The sequence below is a fragment of the Embleya sp. NPDC020886 genome, assembly GCF_044333915.1.
Classification (GTDB): Bacteria; Actinomycetota; Actinomycetes; order Streptomycetales; family Streptomycetaceae; genus Embleya.
In genome coordinates this window covers 528,564-545,604 of the sequence record NZ_JBIRRX010000003.1, presented here as the reverse complement: position 1 = coordinate 545,604, position 17,041 = coordinate 528,564, and the positions used below count along the sequence as shown (strand labels likewise).

Annotated in this window: 15 protein-coding genes; 2 read left to right on the top strand and 13 right to left on the bottom strand. The window is 70.8% G+C overall.

Going from position 1 to position 17,041, the window contains the following annotated elements:
* Both ACH4U8_RS13225 and ACH4U8_RS13220 read right to left on the bottom strand, forming a co-directional pair.
* Entirely contained in the window at positions 1-1,215 is a 1,215-nt protein-coding gene (locus tag ACH4U8_RS13225; RefSeq protein ID WP_395777711.1) for a cytochrome P450, read from the bottom strand.
* A 182-nt stretch (positions 1,216-1,397) separates the two neighbouring features.
* Positions 1,398-2,537, bottom strand: coding sequence for a PucR family transcriptional regulator (locus tag ACH4U8_RS13220; RefSeq protein ID WP_395777709.1), 1,140 nt, complete (start codon positions 2,535-2,537; stop codon positions 1,398-1,400).
* Between the two features lie 210 nt (positions 2,538-2,747).
* On the opposite strand from ACH4U8_RS13220, the gene ACH4U8_RS13215 reads away from it, so the two are divergent.
* Positions 2,748-4,202 carry a DUF4082 domain-containing protein gene (locus ACH4U8_RS13215; protein WP_395777707.1) on the top strand — a complete coding sequence of 485 codons (1,455 nt, stop codon included), beginning with the start codon at positions 2,748-2,750 and terminating at the stop codon, positions 4,200-4,202.
* 237 nt (positions 4,203-4,439) lie between these two features.
* On the opposite strand, the gene ACH4U8_RS13210 is transcribed toward ACH4U8_RS13215, so the two are convergent.
* From ACH4U8_RS13210 to ACH4U8_RS13200, 3 genes are all read right to left on the bottom strand, one after another.
* Positions 4,440-5,165 (bottom strand): DUF981 domain-containing protein, encoded by a 726-nt coding sequence (locus ACH4U8_RS13210; protein ID WP_395777705.1) that lies wholly within the window; start codon positions 5,163-5,165, stop codon positions 4,440-4,442.
* 124 nt (positions 5,166-5,289) lie between these two features.
* A complete protein-coding gene (locus ACH4U8_RS13205; protein ID WP_395777704.1) occupies positions 5,290-5,913 on the bottom strand; it encodes a hypothetical protein in 624 nt (207 codons plus the stop codon).
* A gap of 411 nt (positions 5,914-6,324) precedes the next feature.
* Positions 6,325-6,813: a MarR family winged helix-turn-helix transcriptional regulator gene (locus ACH4U8_RS13200; RefSeq protein WP_395777702.1), complete on the bottom strand. Its 489-nt coding sequence runs from the start codon at positions 6,811-6,813 to the stop codon at positions 6,325-6,327.
* 194 nt (positions 6,814-7,007) lie between these two features.
* Between ACH4U8_RS13200 and ACH4U8_RS13195 the strand changes: the two genes are divergently transcribed.
* Positions 7,008-8,228: an MFS transporter gene (locus tag ACH4U8_RS13195; protein WP_395777700.1), complete on the top strand. Its 1,221-nt coding sequence runs from the start codon at positions 7,008-7,010 to the stop codon at positions 8,226-8,228.
* 262 nt (positions 8,229-8,490) lie between these two features.
* On the opposite strand, the gene iolD is transcribed toward ACH4U8_RS13195, so the two are convergent.
* From iolD to ACH4U8_RS13155, 8 genes are read right to left on the bottom strand one after another with little or no spacing between them, the layout of a single operon-like run.
* Positions 8,491-10,371 (bottom strand): 3D-(3,5/4)-trihydroxycyclohexane-1,2-dione acylhydrolase (decyclizing), encoded by a 1,881-nt coding sequence (gene iolD, locus ACH4U8_RS13190; protein WP_395777698.1) that lies wholly within the window; start codon positions 10,369-10,371, stop codon positions 8,491-8,493.
* Positions 10,368-11,243, bottom strand: coding sequence for a 5-deoxy-glucuronate isomerase (gene iolB / locus ACH4U8_RS13185; protein WP_395777696.1), 876 nt, complete (start codon positions 11,241-11,243; stop codon positions 10,368-10,370). Before iolB ends, iolD begins: the two co-directional genes overlap by 4 nt.
* Positions 11,240-12,124, bottom strand: coding sequence for a deoxyribose-phosphate aldolase (locus ACH4U8_RS13180; RefSeq protein ID WP_395778200.1), 885 nt, complete (start codon positions 12,122-12,124; stop codon positions 11,240-11,242). The genes iolB and ACH4U8_RS13180 overlap by 4 nt, the downstream gene beginning before the upstream one ends.
* Before the next feature lie 2 nt (positions 12,125-12,126).
* Entirely contained in the window at positions 12,127-13,137 is a 1,011-nt protein-coding gene (gene iolC, locus ACH4U8_RS13175; protein ID WP_395777694.1) for a 5-dehydro-2-deoxygluconokinase, read from the bottom strand.
* Positions 13,134-13,931 (bottom strand): 6-phosphogluconolactonase, encoded by a 798-nt coding sequence (locus ACH4U8_RS13170; RefSeq protein ID WP_360319009.1) that lies wholly within the window; start codon positions 13,929-13,931, stop codon positions 13,134-13,136. Before ACH4U8_RS13170 ends, iolC begins: the two co-directional genes overlap by 4 nt.
* A 5-nt stretch (positions 13,932-13,936) precedes the next feature.
* On the bottom strand, positions 13,937-14,767 hold the full coding sequence (locus ACH4U8_RS13165) for a carbohydrate ABC transporter permease (protein ID WP_360319007.1): 831 nt from the start codon (positions 14,765-14,767) through the stop codon (positions 13,937-13,939).
* Positions 14,768-14,770: 3 nt separating this feature from the next.
* On the bottom strand, positions 14,771-15,658 hold the full coding sequence (locus ACH4U8_RS13160) for a sugar ABC transporter permease (RefSeq protein ID WP_360319005.1): 888 nt from the start codon (positions 15,656-15,658) through the stop codon (positions 14,771-14,773).
* The gene (locus ACH4U8_RS13155; RefSeq protein ID WP_395777692.1) at positions 15,655-17,040 is read right to left on the bottom strand and encodes an ABC transporter substrate-binding protein; all 1,386 of its coding nucleotides are present in this window, start codon (positions 17,038-17,040) and stop codon (positions 15,655-15,657) included. Before ACH4U8_RS13155 ends, ACH4U8_RS13160 begins: the two co-directional genes overlap by 4 nt.
* Position 17,041 lies beyond the last annotated feature (1 nt).

Genomic DNA, 17,041 nt, shown 5'->3' with positions numbered 1-17,041 from the left:
CTACACCCCCTTCGGCGCGACCATCAGCGCGGTCATCGCACGGAACACGAGGTCGTCGGTCCACGGCGGGTTGGGGTCGGTGAGCGTCATCGCGGGCAGACGTTGCGGCAGGAGCCGCAGCAGGATGTCGCCCTCCAGCCGGGACAGCGGGGCGCCGATGCAGTAGTGGCCGCCCGCGGTGAAGGCCAGGTGTCGGTTGCCGGCGCGTCGGATGTCGAACGTGTCCGGATCGGTGAAGCGGCGTTCGTCGCGATTGGCCGAGGCGATCCCGAGCAGCAGTTGGGTGCCCTCGGCGACGGTCTCGCCGTGCAGGTCGAACTCGTAACCGGCGTAGCGGGTGATGAAGTGCACCGGCGACTGCCACCGCAGCACCTCCTCCCATGCCGCCGGTGCCAGGTCCGGGTCGGCGGCGAGCAGTCGCATCTGGTCGGGATGGGACAACAACGCGTGGACGGCACTGGTCATCGCCGTCATCGTGGTGTGGTAGCCGGCGACGAAGAACCCGACGAGCGTCACGATCAGCTCGTCCCGGCTGAGCCGCCCACCTTCCTCCTCGGCGAGCATCAGTGCGCCGACCGGGTCCTCGGGGCCGAGCCTTCCGCGCATCGAGTCGACGATCTCGCCGATGTAGTCGAAGTAGAACTGCGCGGCCTCGTCCGCCTCGGCCAGTTCGTCCGCGGTGATCGGGGCGTGGGTCAGCAGGCGGTTGAGCGCGGGCATCCGCCGCAGCACCGTCCCCGCGTCGGCGGCGGGGGCATGCAGCAGTCGACAGGCGATCTCCGCGGGCACGCGCATGCCGAAGTGCTCGACGAAGTCGACTTCGCCGTCGACGGCGGCGAGCGCCTCGACGTTGTCGGTGATGATCCGCTCGACCCACGAGCGCATGTGCGCCAGCGCCCGCGGCGCGAACGCGGGCGAGGCGAGCTTGCGCAGCCGTGTGTGCGTCGGTGGATCCAGTTCCGGCAGCGACAGTTTGTGGAAGACGGCGCCGGCGCCGGTGCCGATGTCGGCCGGGAACTCGCCGGCCTTCGGCTGCACGCGCATCAACGGATCCTTGAAGATCCGCTCGACGTCCGCGTACCGGGTCAGGACGACTCTCGTGCCATCGGGTGCGACCCGGGCGACGGGGTTGTCGTCGCGCAGCCGCCGGTAGGCCGAGAAGGGATCGGCGCGAAACGTGGGGTCACCGAGGCTCAGGTACTCCGAGGCGGACATGGGGCTCCTCGTCGAGTCGTTGTCGTCGTGGGTGGTGGGCGCCTCTGCTTGCTTCCACCGACGGTACGTTCGACCGAACGATCATGTCTTTGGGAAAAACATGAGCTTGAGCGCCGGATTCCTGTGCTTTACACAAGCCTCCGGACGCGGTGTTCCCCGACGCTCCTCGACCCCGCCGGTCGCTACCGCGGTGCCGACCGGCACCCGATCACGGACCGGGCCAGCCCGGCGAACGTGCGCGGATCGGCGCCGGTGAGTTCGTGCCATCTGCTCAGTCGGTAGCCCATGGTGTTCGGGTGCACGTTGAGCCGCCGGGCGGCGTCGGAGAGGGAGAATCCGCAGTCGGCGAAGGCCAGGACGGCGGCGGCGAGATCGGGATGGTCCCGCTGGACCTGCTGGACGTCGGCGAGGATCGGCATCAGCCGGGACCGACTGTCGAGCAGCGTCGCCTCGAGCCAGGAATCCGCGAAACGCACCGCCGGTTCGTTCCACAACTCCGCCGTCCGCAACGCGCGCTCGGCGTCGACGATGCTCAGATATGCGCCGACCAGCCCCTGCCGGGGCAGCCCGATCCCGACGGCCGACCGGTCGCCGGCGATCCCGTGCACGGTCCGGAGCACGAGCACCGGGTCGCAGTCCTGCGCGATGGCGATCATCACGTCGCCGCGGACTCCGCACTGCACGACACCGGACAGTCGCCGGGTCGCGCGTTGCAGGTTCTCCACCTCGGGCGGGGGCCACGACGCGCGGGTCGCGCAGAACGCCTGGAATCGCCCCTCCACGTCGAACGCCAGCGCACGCGCGCTCTCGGCGACCTGCTCCCCCAGGGAACGATCGCCCAGCTCGCTCAGGAACCGCCGGCGCAACTCGGCGTGCTGCACGGCCGTGCCCGGCGATTCCGTGACGAAGGCGTCGACGACCGCCGCGCTCATGGCTTCCGTCCACCTGCCGATCGGTTCGACCAAACCGAGCAGCAGGTCGTCGGTCGCCTCCGGGGCGGATTGCAGGGCGGCCCACAACTCGCGACGCACGATGTGGAACGAACTCAGCACGTCGTAGGCGGACACGCCCAACTGCGTCCGCCGCACGGCGGCGCGGCGCGTGAACTGGAGATGTTCGGCCACCGGCCCCTGCCCGGACGCGATGCTCGACAACAGGCGGCGGATGAGGTCGCGCACCGTGCGCCGGTGTTCGAGTTCCGGCAGGTGTTCGTACGAGGGCAACTCGGCGCGGATCCGGGCCGTCAGATCGGGATCCTCGTGTTCGAGCCGCAGGGCGACCGCATCACACAACGTGCTCATCGCGGTGGATTCCGACGTCATGATCCCCAGCGTATTCCGGGACCGGCGCGCCGCCGCCGCGCGAGTTCGCGAACCCGCCGTCGCACGTCTCCCGGAGCGTCGTGCGGAACCCCTCGACCCGCTTCACGAGGCCACAAACCCCGGACAACGGGCCGGGGCGTGCGCCAGAATTCCCCTAGCTCGGCCCCGGGACAACCCCCCCGGGAAGTGATGTTCAACCGAGGGACACTCATGAACATACCTTGGCCAAGGCTGCACAGGGCAACAATTCCGACGATTCTCGCGTTACTGCTCGCGTTAACCATCGCCGCACCGGGGATACCCCGGGCGGCCGCGAGCCAGGGCCACTCCACGGACGTCGGCGTCGACAACGACCCGGCCACCTGCCCGTGCACCCTGTGGGCATCGACCGAACAACCCTCCTCCGGCCCCGATCCGGACGATGTCGCCACCGAACTGGGCGTCAAGTTCCAAGCGGACCAGGCCGGTTACATCACCGGCGTGCGTTTCTGGAAGGACGCCACCAACACCGGCACGCACACCGGAACCCTGTGGTCGGCCGCCGGCGATCGACTGGCCACCGCCACGTTCACCAACGAGTCCGAATCCGGCTGGCAACAGGTGAACTTCGCCCAGCCCGTCCCGGTCACCGCCGGCACCACCTACGTGGCCTCGTACCAGGCGCCCAACGGCAGGTACAACGCCGACCAGGGCGGCCTGGCCACGGCACACGTCCGGGGCCCGCTCACCGCACCCGCGAGCAACACCGTCGGCGGCAACGGGGTGTACCTGTACGGCGCCGGATTCCCGACCTCGTCCTGGAACGACACCAACTACTGGGTGGACCCGGTGTTCAACACCTCCACCGCCCCAGGTCCCGCGCCGGTGGTCATCGCGATCTCCCCGACGCAGGGGGAGACCTCCGTGCCGGTCGACACCAACTTCACCGCCACCTTCGACCGGGAGGTGCAGCCCTCCAGCATCCGCTGGGAGGTCTGGCAAGGCGAGAGCGGCGGCCGCCCCGGCAGCACGACCTACAACGCCGCCGCCCGCACCACCACCTTCGATCTCACCTACCACCTGGAGCCCGGCCACGGCTACTTCGTCGACCTGATCGGCGTGAAATCCCTCGACGGCACCCTGATGCCGACCAAGAGCTGGTACATCACCACGGCCGACAGTCCGCCCCCCGTCTGCAACCCGTCCTGCACCATCTGGCCCTCGAACGCGACCCCGGCGGTGCTCGCCGACAACGACACCACCAGCATCGAACTCGGGGTCAAATTCGGCGCCAACACCCAGGGTTACGTCACCGGCCTGCGGTTCTACAAGAGCCCCGGCAACACCGGTCCGCACACCGGGACCATCTGGACCGGCGGCGGCCTTGCCCTGGCCACCGCCACGTTCACCAACGAGTCCGAATCGGGCTGGCAGCAGGTGACGTTCGACCAGCCGGTCTACATCAGCCCCAACTACACCTACGTGGCCTCGTACTTCGCCCCCGCAGGCCGATACTCCTCCACCGAAGGCGGATTGTCGGACGCGGCCGGAGGCGCGATCACCGCCCCCGCATCGGCCGCCGTCGGCGGTAACGGCGTGTACAAGTCCGGCGCCGCCGGCTTCCCGACCAGCAGCCGCAACGACACCAACTACTGGGTGGACGTCGTCTTCACCACCAACAAATAGCCCACCGCGGGTGTCGGATCGCGCCGACGCTCCGACGCCGCAAAGGCACCCGGCGACACCACCACGACAACCGGCACCCGAACACCGGGTCCGACACACGAACCACCGGGCCGCCGGCGGCCACACACCGCCGGCGGCCCGCTCCCCCGAACGGGCACGGCGCCCCGAGTCCCGGCGCAACCACCCGCCGAGGGAGGCCCGTTGCGCGCCCACGGGTGGCCGGTGCGTGCGAGGCCCTCACATCGTGTTGACGATCAGACCGATATGGGTGAAGTAGTTCATGCCGCCGAAGAACAGGAAGGCCAGTCCGGACAGGGCCCAGACCACGCCGACGACGCGCACCGGCCATCCTTTGGGGCGCAGCAGCGCGAGGGGGAAGAGGATCGCGCCGATGCCGACCAGGACGTACAGGCTGGAGATGAAGCTCGCCTCCAGCATCGGATGATCGGCGAACTCACCCGAGATCGGTTCCTCGGGAGGCGCGGAGAACAGCGTGTACTTCCAACCCGCCGCCGCGATCCCGAAGCAGGCCAGGCCCATGCCGAACACGAAGACCGAGATGGGTGAGGCCAGTCCCGCCGTGCGGGTCAATCGGTCCGGGTCCTCGACCAGGGCGGCTCCCCGTTTCCAGAGATAGATCGACGCGCACCCGAGCAACACGCCGAAGCCGAGCGAGGGCTCGCCGAAGACGATGTTGTCGAACGGGAATCCCTGACCGGCCAACGGCCAGGTGAGGGTCATGTGCAGACCGGTCGCGATCAGGACGAACGCCAGTGCCCCGAAGGCCAACGCCCACGCCTCCGGAACGATTCTGCGCCCGGGCGAAAGCAGTTGCCGGCCCAGCGCGACCACGAGCAGCAGTCCGGCGCCGGCCGCCACGGACATGATCGTGTTGTAGGTCGGCATCCGGGTCCAGTCGATCTTCAGACCGGACGCCGCGAGGTTGAACGCACAATGTCTCATATTCAGACAATAGGTACCCAAACGACACCGATTGTTCGATCCTCCGCCCGCCGAACCGGCGTTCACCCGATTGGCCGGCCGACCCCGGGAGGAAGTCGGCCGGCGCTCCGGGTCCGCCTACCCGCTACTTGCCGAAGGTGAGCGATGCGGCCGGCGAGGCGTTGCCGTACGCGTCCACGGCCACGACTCGGGCAACGTAGCGGCCGTTGCGGACCGCGCCCGGCACCGGGATGTCGAGGGTGTTCGGACGGGGCATGAAGTAGTAGTCGGAGAAGACCTTGGACGCAACGAGCGACTTGCCCGTCGACGCGTCGGTGATGTCGACGTTGTAGTGGTGCACCATTTGGTCGTCCGTGGCCTGGGCGATCCGCAGCGCGGTACCACCCTTGGCGTCGCGCACCGAGGACAACGGCTGACGCGTGCCGAACTTCGGCGCCACGGTGTTGCGCGCGGCCTTCGTGTAGGTGAAGTTGTCCTTGATCTGCTGGTTCGTCGAGCCCTTGAGACGCACCGTCCAGGTGTCACCGCTCAGGGTGCCCGCGCCGGCGTACGGCGGCTGCCAACTCGCCGACCACTTGCCGTCGGTGTAGATGTCGTGCTTGTCCGCGGCCATGTTCACCCGCGCGATCTCGGTGCGGTCCTTGTAGACCTCGACGAAGAGCGCCTGCGCGGTCGGCGACTCGAAACGGTTCGCCAGACCGTCGTCGGTGACCATCTGGTAGCCGTGGTCCATCTCGGCGTACGACATCGAACCGTCGTTGACCGAGGTGAAGTCGCGCTGCTGGATTGTCGATCCGGAGCGGACGCCCCGGCGCGACGGTCGGGGAGACGAGCGCGAGGGTGGCCGCGGCGATCACGAGGGGGGCGAGTCTCACAGGTTTCCTGTTCTCTGGTTCCGGTGACGAACGCGGCTTCCCCACGGTTTATAACGTATGGGTAACCGGTTCGGTCCAGAGAGACCATGAGGGCTGCACCGAGCCCTGGTGCGTTCGGATCGACGTCCCGGTGAAGTGATAACGTCCGGCCGACCCGGAGGGCTCGCGCGTGACGGTCGGCACGGGTCGACCCCGGAAGTGCCGCCACGCTCGCGCACCGGACATCCGGGTCCTCGGCGCCGGCGGCACCGGGCGGCGTGGCCGATGACGCCGCCCGGGCATGGTCACCGCCGGCCGGGCGGGGCCGCCGATGCGCCGCCGGCGGGGTTGACCGCTTCGACCGCTTCGACCAGTGGGGCCAACGCGGGGTTCTTGGCCGCTTCGTCGAGGGCCTCGCGCAGGGCGGCGTCGTTGGTCGGCCGGGCCTGCTCCAGGAGTTTCAGGCCCGCGTCGCTGACGTCGGTGTAGATGCCGCGGCGGTCGGTGGGGCACAGGTAGCGCGACAACAGGCCGCGATCCTCCAGCCGGGTGACCAGACGGGTGGTGGCGCTCTGGCTGAGCACGACCGCGTCGGCGACCTGCTTCATCTGTAGGTGACCGCCCTCCCCGTCGTGTTGACGGGCGAGCACGTCGAGCAGCGAGTACTCCCGCACGCTCAGGTCGTGCCCGGCCTGCAGTGCGCGTTCGATCTGCGCGTCGATCCTGCCGTACAGGACGTAGAGCGCGGCCCATCCGTTGGCGAGGGCGGTCAGTGCGGGATCCGTGGCGGTCATGGGCCCGAGTCTCCTTCCGGGGCGACTGGCAGGTGCCCAGGATACTCCATTTTTTGAAATACCGGCTGACGCATATATAGAGCTTGCACAAGCATCTGCAAGGGAGAGATGCCCGCACTTGCATATATAGCGCGCCTGCAACTATTGTCGAGGCTTGCAAGGCGCACCAGCAATCGTACGAAGGGTTTCGTGTCATGCCTCTCGCGCTCCTCGCCCTGGCCATCGGGGCGTTCGGGATCGGCACCACCGAGTTCGTGGTCATGGGCCTGCTGCCCGAGATCGCGAACGACTACGGTGTGTCGATCCCCTCCGCCGGACTGCTCGTCACCGGCTACGCGATCGGCGTCGTCGTCGGCGCACCGCTGATGACCGTGCTCGGCAACCGGATCGGGCGCAAGACGATGCTCATGGCGCTGATGGGCCTGTTCGTCGTCGGCAACCTGCTGTCCGCGCTCGCGCCCACCTTCGGCGTCATGCTCGCGGGGCGCATCGTGGCCTCGCTCGCCCATGGCGCGTTCTTCGGCATCGGCTCCGTGGTCGCCGCCGGCCTGGTCGCCGCCGACAGGAAGGCCGGCGCCATCGCCACCATGTTCACCGGGCTGACCGTCGCCAACATCGTCGGCGTGCCGCTGGGCACCTTCATCGGCCAGGCCGTCGGCTGGCGCGTCACCTTCGCCGGCGTCGCCGCGCTCGGTGTGATCGGCCTGCTCGGCATCGCGAAGCTGGTACCCGCCATGCCCCGCCCCGAGGGCGCCCACCTGCGCCGGGAACTGACCGCGTTCCGCAACCCGCAGGTACTGCTCGCGATGGCGATGACCGTCCTCGGCTTCGGTGGAGTCTTCGCCGCGATCACCTACATCGCCCCGATGATGACCCACACGGCCGGCTACTCGGACGGCGCGGTCACCTGGCTGCTCGTGTTGTTCGGCATCGGCATGTTCCTGGGCAACCTGCTCGGCGGCCGGTTCGCGGACCGCAGGCTGATGCCGATGTTGTACGTCACCCTCGGCGGGCTCGCCGTCGTGCTGGCGCTGTTCACCGTCACCGCCCACGACAAGGTCTTGGCCGCGGTGACCATCCTGCTGATCGGCGCGCTCGGCTTCGCCACCGTCCCGCCGCTCCAGAAGCGTGTTCTCGACCAGGCCCACGGCGCGCCCACCCTGGCCTCCGCCGTCAACATCGGGGCCTTCAACCTCGGCAACGCGCTCGCCGCCTGGCTCGGCGGAATGGTCATCTCGGCCGGATTCGGCTACACCGCCCCGAACTGGGTCGGCGCCGCCCTCGCCGCATCGGCCCTCCTCCTCGCCTTCTGGTCCGCCGCCCTGGAACGCCGCACCCTCACCCGGGAGCCCGAGGCAGCCGCCACCGGACCCGTCCCCGCAGCCACCCCCGCCCCCGTCCCCGTTCACCACTGACACCCCCATCCCCGGACCTTCATCGCCGACGCGACCGACTCCACCGACCGGCCGGCGCACAGGAGCACGGCGGGTCGGGGATCGCACCGGCCCACAGGGCGATCGACGCGTATCGTCCGCCGTCCGCCGCAGCCCACACCACCGCGACGGCGCCGCACGCACACCCGGACGCCGCCGCCGGTCCGAGTCCCCGCCCGGCGTCGGGCAGGGGCTCGGCGGGTGCCCGGCCGCGCTCGGGTCGGGGGTGACGGTGTGGGAGGGGTCAGGGGAGGGCCGGGCGGAGCAGCGGGCGCTGGCTGGTCTTTTCCCGGTCGTAGCCGCGGCGGGCCTCGCCGGTCGTGGGAGTGGTGGAGACCTCGGCCACGGGTACGTCCCACCATGCCTGTGACGACGGGGAGCCGATCAGGGGGTCGGTGTCCACGTGCACGACCGTCGTGCGCGAGGACGCGCGGGCGGTGGCGAGCGCGGCGCGGAATTCGGCGAGGCCGTTCGCCCGGAGTACGTCCGCGCCCAGGCTGGCCGCGTTCGCGGCGAGGTCGATCGGCAGGATCCGGCCGTCGAAGCCGCCGGACTCGCGGTCCCGGAACCGGTATTGCGTACCGAATCGCTCGGCGCCCACCGTCTCGGACAATGCCCCGATCGACGCGTAGCCGTGATTTTGCACGAGCACGATCACCAGTTTGACGTCTTCGGCGACGGCGGTGACGATCTCCTGCGCCATCATCAGGTAGGAGCCGTCCCCGACCAGCACGAACACCTCGCGGTCGGGCGCGGCCAGCTTGACGCCCAGGCCGCCGGCGATCTCGTAGCCCATGCAGGAGAACCCGTACTCGACGTGGTAGCCCAACGGATCGGCCGGGCGCCACAGTTTGTGCAGGTCGCCGGGGATGGAGCCGGCCGCGGACACCACCACGTCCCGGGGCGCCATCGCCTCGCGGACCGCGCCGATGATCTCGCTCTGGGCGGGCAGCGGGGTGTGTGCGCGGGTGAACGCGGCGTCGACCTCGGCGTCCCAGCGCCGCACCGCCTCGGCCGCGCGGGTGCGGTGTTCGGCCGGGGCGGTCCAGCCGGCCAGCGCCGCCGTCAACGCCTCCAGGCCCGCCCGCGCGTCCGCGACCAGCGCGATGCCGGCGTGCTTGGCCGCGTCGAACGCGGCGATGTTGAGGTTGACGAAGCGCACGTCGGGCTCGGCGAACAGGGTCCGGGACGCGGTGGTGAAGTCCTGCCACCTGGTACCGATGCCCAGCACCACGTCCGCGTCGTGTGCCAGCGCGTTCGCGGCGACCGATCCCGTGTGGCCGATCCCGCCGACGGCGGCCGGGTGTTCGTGCGGCAGGGCCGCCTTGCCCGCCTGGGTCACCGCGACCGGAATGCCGGTGGCCGCGGCGAAGGCGGCCAGCGCGGCGGTCGCGTCGGCGTGCACCACGCCGCCGCCGGCCACGATCAGCGGCCGGCGCGCGCTCCGCAGCACCGCGACCGCCGCGGCCAGCGAGTCCGGGTCGGGCACCGGGCGGCGGACGTGCCACACCCGCTTGGCGAACAACTCCTCGGGGAAGTCCCACGCCTCGGCCTGCACGTCCTGCGGCAACGCGAGGGTGACCGCGCCCGTCTCGGCCTGGTCGGTGAGCACCCGCATGGCCTGCGTCACGGCGTGCGCGAGTTGTTCCGGGCGCTGGACGCGGTCGAAGAAGCGGGAGACCGGCCGAAAGGCGTCGTTGACGCTGATGTCGGCGGCGTACGGCAGTTCCAGCTCCTGCAGGACCGGCGAGGCCGCGCGGGTGGCGAAGGTGTCGCCCGGCAGCAGCAACACCGGCAGCCGGTTGATCGTGGCCAGCGCGGCGCCGGTGACCATGTTGGTCGCCCCGGGTCCCACCGACGCCGTGCACGCCAGCGTCGACAGCCGGCGCCTGGTACGGGCGTAGGCCACGGCCGCGTGCACCATCGCCTGCTCGTTGCGGGCCTGATGGTAGGTCAGGTCACCGGGGCGCTCCAGGAGCGCCTGCCCGATCCCGGCCACGTTGCCGTGCCCGAAGATCCCGAAGCAGCCCTCGATCAGCCGGTGTTCGACTCCGTCGCGTTCGCTGTACTGGCGGGAGAGGAAACGCACCAGCGCCTGTCCCGTGGTCATCCGCACGGTGTTCATCGCGGTCCCTCCGCATCGCACATCGGCACCCGGGGGTCGCGTTCGACGCTCTCCCACGACTGCCGGACCCAGTGGTGTTCGGGGTCGTCGCAACAGGCCATCGTGCGCTGCGGATGCGGGCCCGCGAGCACGTTCAGGTAGTACATCGGGTATCCGGGCGGCGCCATCGACGGGCCGTGGTAGCCGCGCGGCACCAGGACCACGTCGCCCTGACGCACCTCCGCGAGCACGTCCACCTCCCGCCCGTCGTAGACGCGCTGGTAGCCGAAGGGGCGTCCGGGGCCGCCGGAGGAGCCGAGTTCGAAGTAGTAGATCTCCTCCAGCACCGCCTCCCCCGGGCGTGCCTCGTCGTGCTTGTGCGGGGGGTACGAGGACCAGTTGCCGCCCGGCGTGAGCACCTCGACCGCGACCAGGCGGTCGCAGCCGAAGCCGTCCGGCGCGGCGAAGTTGTTGACCTGCCGCGAGGCCGCGCCGGCGCCGCGCACCTCCACCGCGACGTCGGTGGCCGGCACGTACGCCGGTGCCAGGCGCCGGTCGCAGCGCGCCGCCGGCAGCGCGAACCGGCCACCACGCTCGGAGGTCACGCTCACCCGCGCCTCGCGCGGGGCGTAGACGAAGTCGGTCACCCGCGCGAACACGTGCTCGCGGCCCGCGAGTTCGTAGCTCGTCCCGTCGACCGTGACCACGCAGGACCCGGCCAGGGGCAGCACGATGGTCTCCGCGTCGCCGGTCTCGAACCGGCGGGTCTCGCCCGGGGCCAACTCCAGCACGCGCAGTGAGCTGTAGGCCCAGCCGGCCGACTCGGGGGTGATCGCCACTCGGAAGCCGTCCGCGGCGGTACTCCCGTCGGGCAGGTGCAGGGGGCTGCTCACCGCGTGGCCCCGCGCACCAGGGACACGGCGGTGTCGACCGCACCGGCCACGTCGCCGTCGTGCGGGAAGAGCATCGTGCGCCCGATGATCAGGCCGCGCACGTGCGGAATCTCCAGCGCGTGCTGCCAGGAGGCGTACATCGCGTCGACGTCGCCGCCGCCCTCGCCGCCCAGGAGCAGCGTGGGCATGGTGGTCGAGGCCATCATGCGCTCCATCTCGTCGACGACGGGCACCTTGAGCCAGGTGTACGCCGAGGTGCGCCCCAGTGCGGCGGAGATGTTGTTGACCTTCATCTGCGCGTCGGGGGTGAGGATGTTGCGGACCTTGCCGTTCTCCCGGACCGACATGAACGGCTCGATCAGCGCCAGGAGTTCGCGTTCGGCAAGCTCGTTGACCGCGTTCGCGGTGCCGATCAGCGTCTCGGCCGTGCCGGCGTCGGCCGGGTCCACGCGCAGCAGGATCTTGCCGCCGTCCAGGCCGCCCTCGGCGATGCCGCGCGCGTCGTAGGAGCCGAACCGGTCGTCGAGTTCGAAGCTCGCGCCGGGGATGCCGCCGCGGTTCATCGAGCCCAGCACCAGCTTGCCGTCGAGCGCGCCGAGCAGGATCAGGTCCTCGACGATGTCCGGGGTGCCCAGGAAGCCGTCCACCCCGGGGCGGGCCAGCGCCTCGACGCAGCGCGCGAGCAGTTCGTGCCGGTCGCCCATCGCGGTGGGGTCGCCGCCGGCGGCGATCGCGCCGCGCGCGGCGTGGTCGGCGGCGAGGATGAACAGCGGACGGGCGAAGCCGGCGCGCTCGAACCTGGGTCGGGCCAGCGCGGCGCGGCGAATCGCGCCGGGGTCGGTCAGGCGGGTGGTGACGACCGAGGCGATGTCGGGGGCGATGCTCACAGCTGTCCTTCGGTAGGGGTGGAGACGGGAATGGAGGCGGGCCCGGAGCCCGAGGCGGCGTCGGCGGTGGAGCGCGCGATCAGGTCGTCGATCTCGGCGAGGGTGGGCATCGCGTCGGCGCACGCGTGTCGCCCGGCGACCAGGGCGCCGGCGGCGTTGGCGATCTCCAGGGTGCGGCGCAGCGGCAGTCCGCCGGCCAGGCCGGCCGCGAGCGCGCCGCCGAACGCGTCACCGGCGCCGAGGCCGTTGACCACCTCGACGGGGATGGGCGCCAGCCGGATCTCCTCGCCGGCGGTGCGGGCCAGGACGCCGGCCGGTCCCTGCTTGACCACGGCCAGTCGCACCCCGCGCGCGAGCAGGCGGTCGGCGGCCTCGTCGGGGTCGCGGGTGCCGACGGCGACCTCGACCTCGTCGCGGTTGCCGACCGCCACGGTGGCGTGTGCCAGGGCCCGGGCGTACCACGCGGGTGCCTCGTCCGGGTCGGCCCAGAACATCGGCCGCCAGTCCAGGTCGAGCACGGTGTCGCCGCCCTGGGCCCGGTCGGCGACGGCGCGCAGGGTGGTGCTGCGGGAGGGCTCGGCGGACAGTCCGCTGCCGGTGATCCACACGATGCGCGCGGTGCGCAGGGCCTCGGTGTCCAGGTCCTCGACGGTCAGCGCGAGGTCGGGGGCGTTGGGTCGGTAGAAGTAGAGCGGGAAGTCGTCCGGCGGGAAGATCTCGCACAGTACGACGGGCGTCTGCCGTCCGGGAACGGTGACCACGTGGCGATCGTCGACGCCGAAGCCGCGCAGCGCGCCGCGGACGAAGTCGCCCAGCGGGTCCTCGCCCACGCCGGTGACCACGCTCGCGCGCAGTCCGTGCCGGGCGGCGGCGACGGCGACGTTGGTCGCGCTCCCGCCGAGGTACTTGGTGAAGGTGCGCACGTCGGCCAGGCCGACCCCGATCTGTTCGGGGTACAGGTCCACTCCCACCCGGCCGAGGGTGATCAGGTCCGGGGAGTCGCTCATCGGGCGTCCGCCGCGGCGCGGTCCACGTACAGGGACGGGCGTTCGCAGGTGACGAGCAGGGTGGCCGGCCACGTGGGGTCGTAGTCGCCGGCCGCGGACAGGCGGCGGACCGCCTCGCGCTTGTGCTCGCCGTGCACGACCATGACCGCGCGCCGGGAGCGCGAGACGATCGTGTGCACGCCGACGGTCACGCCATGGCGGGGGACCTCGTCGAGCGAGGCGTAGTCGGGGAAGGTGCCGAGGTTGTCCCGGCGGGTGCTGTCGGGCAGTTCGACGACGCGGCTGCGGCTGTCCCGGGGCGCGCCGGGCGGGTTGAAGGCGATGTGCCCGTCGGTGGCGCCGGAGGCGAGGATGAACAGGTCGATGCCGCCCGCGTCGGCGAGGCGGGTGTCGTACGCCTCGGGGTCGGCGGGGTCGGGGAACCAGACGGCGTCGGCGGGGATGCCGCGCCCCGGCCCGGCGGCGGCGTCGAGCGGGGCGACGATCTCCTGGGCGGCGAAGCGGTGGCAACTGTTGTGCGCGGTGTGTTCGATGTCGGTGAAGCCGTCCGGGCCGGCCACCACGTATTCGTCCATCATCGCGATCACCACGTGCCGCAGGTCCAGGCCGCGGGCCGCGACCTGTTCGGCCAGCGCGTCGTAGACCGGCTTGGGGCTGCGACCGCCGGGGCAGCCCAGGACGTAGCGCACGCCGGCCGCGTCGGCGGCGGCGATGCCGTCGGCGATCTCGCGGGCGAGCGCGTCGCCGAGGTCCGCCGGTGCGTCGAAGACCTGGAGGGGAAGGGGGGCTGGCATGGGTGTCACTCCTTGACGGCGCCCGCGAGCATTCCGCTGATCATGCGGCGCTGGAGGGCGATGTAGCTGATGAGCACGGGAAGGGCGACCAGGACGGCCGCGGCGGCGGTTACGCCCGGATCGCTGTTGCGGCGGTTGCCGGCGAAGAACGACAACGCGAGCGGTGCGGTCTGCACCGAGCGGTCGTCGGGGACCAGGACCAGGGCGAGCAGGAACTCGTTCCAGGCGAAGAGGAAGAGCAGCGTGGCCAGGGTGCCGATCGCGGGCATCGCCATCGGCAGCAGCACCGAGCGCAGCGTGCGCAGGCGGGACGCGCCGTCCACCGAGGCCGCCTCGCGCAGCGCGGGGGGTGTGGAGACGAAGAAGGTCCGCATCCAGAACACCGCGAAAGGCAGCGACAGTCCGATCTGCGGCAGGATCAACGCCCAGTAGGTGTTGACCAGTTCCCAGTCCTTGAGTTGGTAGTACAGCGGGATCACGGTCGCCTCGTACGGCATCACGAGCCCGATCAGCAGCAGCCCGAGCATCGGGCCCTTGAGCGGGAACGGGAAGAACGCGAGGGCGTAGCTCGCCAGGACCGCGAGGACGATCGTGCCGACGACCACGGCGGCGGCGACGATCAGGCTGGAGGTCAGCGCGTCCGAGAACAGCCCGCGCCGCCACGCCTCGGTGAAGTTGTCGAAGCTGACCGAGGTGGGGATGGAGAATCCGCTGGTGCGCGTGCCGGGTTCGCCGAACGCGAGCAGCAGGACGGACAGGAACGGGTAGAGCGCGATGAGGGCGGCGACCGCGAGGATCGCGTGGCCGATGACGTTCTGTCGGCGACTGGTGAGCATCGGTCAGCCCTCCTTGCCACGCACGACGCGCATGATCACACCGGTGACGACGAGCACCACGGCGGTCAGGCAGACGCTGATGGCGGCGGCGCTGCCCACCTCGTGGGTGAGGAAGGCGCCCTGGTAGATGAACACGCTGGGCACCGTCGTGGACGTGCCCGGGCCGCCCGCGGTGGTGTTCCACACGAGGTCGAAGTTGCGCAGCGCGTAGGTGATGGTGAGCACGAGCGCGATGGCGATCTCGCCGCGCAGCGCGGGCAGGGTGACGGTGAAGAACTCCCGGATGGGGCCGCAGCCGTCGAGCCGGGCCGATTCGTACAGTTCGGTGGGGATCTTCTGTACGCCGGCCAGGAAGAGCACCATGCACAGGCCGTACATCACCCAGGTGCCGACGATGCCCACCGCGGGCAGCGCGGTGGCGTAGTCGCCGAGCCAGGCCCGTGCGAGCGAGCCCAGGCCCACCGCGCGCAGCGCGGCGTTGAGCGGGCCGTCGATGTCGTAGATCCACCGCCAGGACACCGCGACCACCACGGTCGCCAGGATCTGCGGCAGGAACAGCACCGCGCGGAAGAAGCTCAGCCCGCGCACCCTGATCCGCGACATCAACGCGGCCAGGAACAGCCCCAGTGCGACGGGGAAGATCGCGTAGAAGACGACGAAGACGAGCGAGTGCCCGATCGCGGAGGGGATCCGGCCGTCGTCCAGGAGCGCGGAGTAGTTGTCCGCTCCCACCCAGCGGCCCTCGGTGATGCCGTCCCAGCTGAACAGGGACACCCAGGCCGTCTGGCCCAGCGGTCGCAGCACGAACAGCGTGTAGAACACGGCGGCCGGCAGCAGGTAGAGGAACGCGGGCCAGTACTGTCTCGCGCTCCACGCGCGCAGGCCGGTCACGACGCGGCCTTCGCGTCCGCACTCTGCTTGGCCGCGAACGCGTCCCGGTCGTCCTGGAGTGCCTTGGCGAAGCCGCTCGGGGAGGTGTGTTTGGCCAGCAGGTCCTGGGTCTTGGCACCGATGGTGTCGTACATGGTGGTCGAGGCCCAGTCGAGGTAGAAGTTCTGGCCGTCGTCGGCGAGGAGCTTGAGGCCGATCGTGTTGACCTGCTCGACCACGGGGCTGCCGGCCCTGACCTTGCCCGCGCCGGTGACCGGGGTGCGGCCGACGTCGGCGATGGTCTGGGCGAACTCGTCGCTCATCAGCAGGTCCAGGAAGGCCACCGCGGCGGGCAGCTTCGTGGTCTTGGCGCCGATGTGCCAGCCCAGGCCCAGCGAGCCCACCGTCGCGCGGGTGCCGTCGGCGCGGGCGGGCAGGGTGAAGCCGACCTTGCCGTTCATGTTCTCCTGGAGGGACGGGGCGTTCCAGGAGCCGGCGACGAGGAACGCGCCCTCGCCCGCGCCGAACTTGGCGACCGCGTCGTCGGAGCTGATCCCGTTGTATCCGGGGCCGAAGTATCCCTGCGCCGCCCAGTCCTGCACGGTCCGGGCGGCGTCCACGGTGCCGGGGTCGGCCACGGTGGTGCCGGGTACGCCGGTGATCCACGAACGCACGTCGCGGCTGGGCGTGTTCTGGCCCTGGACGAGGCCGATGACCTGGCTCGCCGGATACTTCTCGGCGTTGCCCAGCATGATCGGCTGCTCGCCCGCGGCCTTGACCCGGTCGAGCGCGGCGGTGAACTCGGCGTAGGTCTGCGGCGGCGCGATGCCCAGCTTCGCGAGTTTGTCGGTGTTGTAGAACACGCCGACGTATTCGGTGGCGGGACTGATGCCGTACAGGCTGCCGGAACCGAAGATCGAGCCGTCGGGCGACCAGCGGTACTGCTTGAGCGCGCCCTCGGTATAGGTGTTCTCCCACCCGTAGGTGCGCGTCACGTCGTCGAGCGGGCGGATCAGCCCGGCCTTCACCAGCGGGCCGTCGGTGCCGTAGCCCTGGTTGCCCTGGGCGAGGTCGGGCGCGGCGGAGCCCGACATCGAGTTGACGACGGTCTTCATCAGGTCGTCGAAACCCTTGGTGGCGACCTCGACCTTGACGTTCGGGTACTTCTTCTCGTACAGCGGCACGAGGGCCTTCAGCGTGTTCTCCTCGCCGGCGTCGGCGAGCACGCGCAGCTTGGTGTCGCCCATGGCCTTGACGTCCTCGACGGAGACCCGTTGGGTCACGGGCCCGCCGGCGAGGGTGGAGGCGACGGTGCTGCCGCCCGCGCCGGGGACACCACACGCGGTGGCGAGGATGCCGGTGAGGGCGATCCCGGCGACCGCGGTCCAGCGCAGAGTTTTCATG

Excerpts from the sequence above, each read along its gene's own strand:
- ACH4U8_RS13220 (WP_395777709.1), bottom strand. The coding sequence starts at position 2,537 with ATGACGTCGGAATCCACCGCGATGAGCACGTTGTGTGATGCGGTCGCC.
- ACH4U8_RS13170 (WP_360319009.1), bottom strand. The coding sequence starts at position 13,931 with ATGCCAGCCCCCCTTCCCCTCCAGGTCTTCGACGCACCGGCGGACCTC.
- ACH4U8_RS13225 (WP_395777711.1), bottom strand. The coding sequence starts at position 1,215 with ATGTCCGCCTCGGAGTACCTGAGCCTCGGTGACCCCACGTTTCGCGCC.
- iolD (WP_395777698.1), bottom strand. The coding sequence starts at position 10,371 with ATGAACACCGTGCGGATGACCACGGGACAGGCGCTGGTGCGTTTCCTC.
- ACH4U8_RS13165 (WP_360319007.1), bottom strand. The coding sequence starts at position 14,767 with ATGCTCACCAGTCGCCGACAGAACGTCATCGGCCACGCGATCCTCGCG.
- iolC (WP_395777694.1), bottom strand. The coding sequence starts at position 13,137 with ATGAGCGACTCCCCGGACCTGATCACCCTCGGCCGGGTGGGAGTGGAC.
- ACH4U8_RS13205 (WP_395777704.1), bottom strand. The coding sequence starts at position 5,913 with ATGTCGTACGCCGAGATGGACCACGGCTACCAGATGGTCACCGACGAC.
- ACH4U8_RS13210 (WP_395777705.1), bottom strand. The coding sequence starts at position 5,165 with ATGAGACATTGTGCGTTCAACCTCGCGGCGTCCGGTCTGAAGATCGAC.
- ACH4U8_RS13200 (WP_395777702.1), bottom strand. The coding sequence starts at position 6,813 with ATGACCGCCACGGATCCCGCACTGACCGCCCTCGCCAACGGATGGGCC.
- ACH4U8_RS13155 (WP_395777692.1), bottom strand. The coding sequence starts at position 17,040 with ATGAAAACTCTGCGCTGGACCGCGGTCGCCGGGATCGCCCTCACCGGC.
- ACH4U8_RS13195 (WP_395777700.1), top strand. The coding sequence starts at position 7,008 with ATGCCTCTCGCGCTCCTCGCCCTGGCCATCGGGGCGTTCGGGATCGGC.
- ACH4U8_RS13215 (WP_395777707.1), top strand. The coding sequence starts at position 2,748 with ATGAACATACCTTGGCCAAGGCTGCACAGGGCAACAATTCCGACGATT.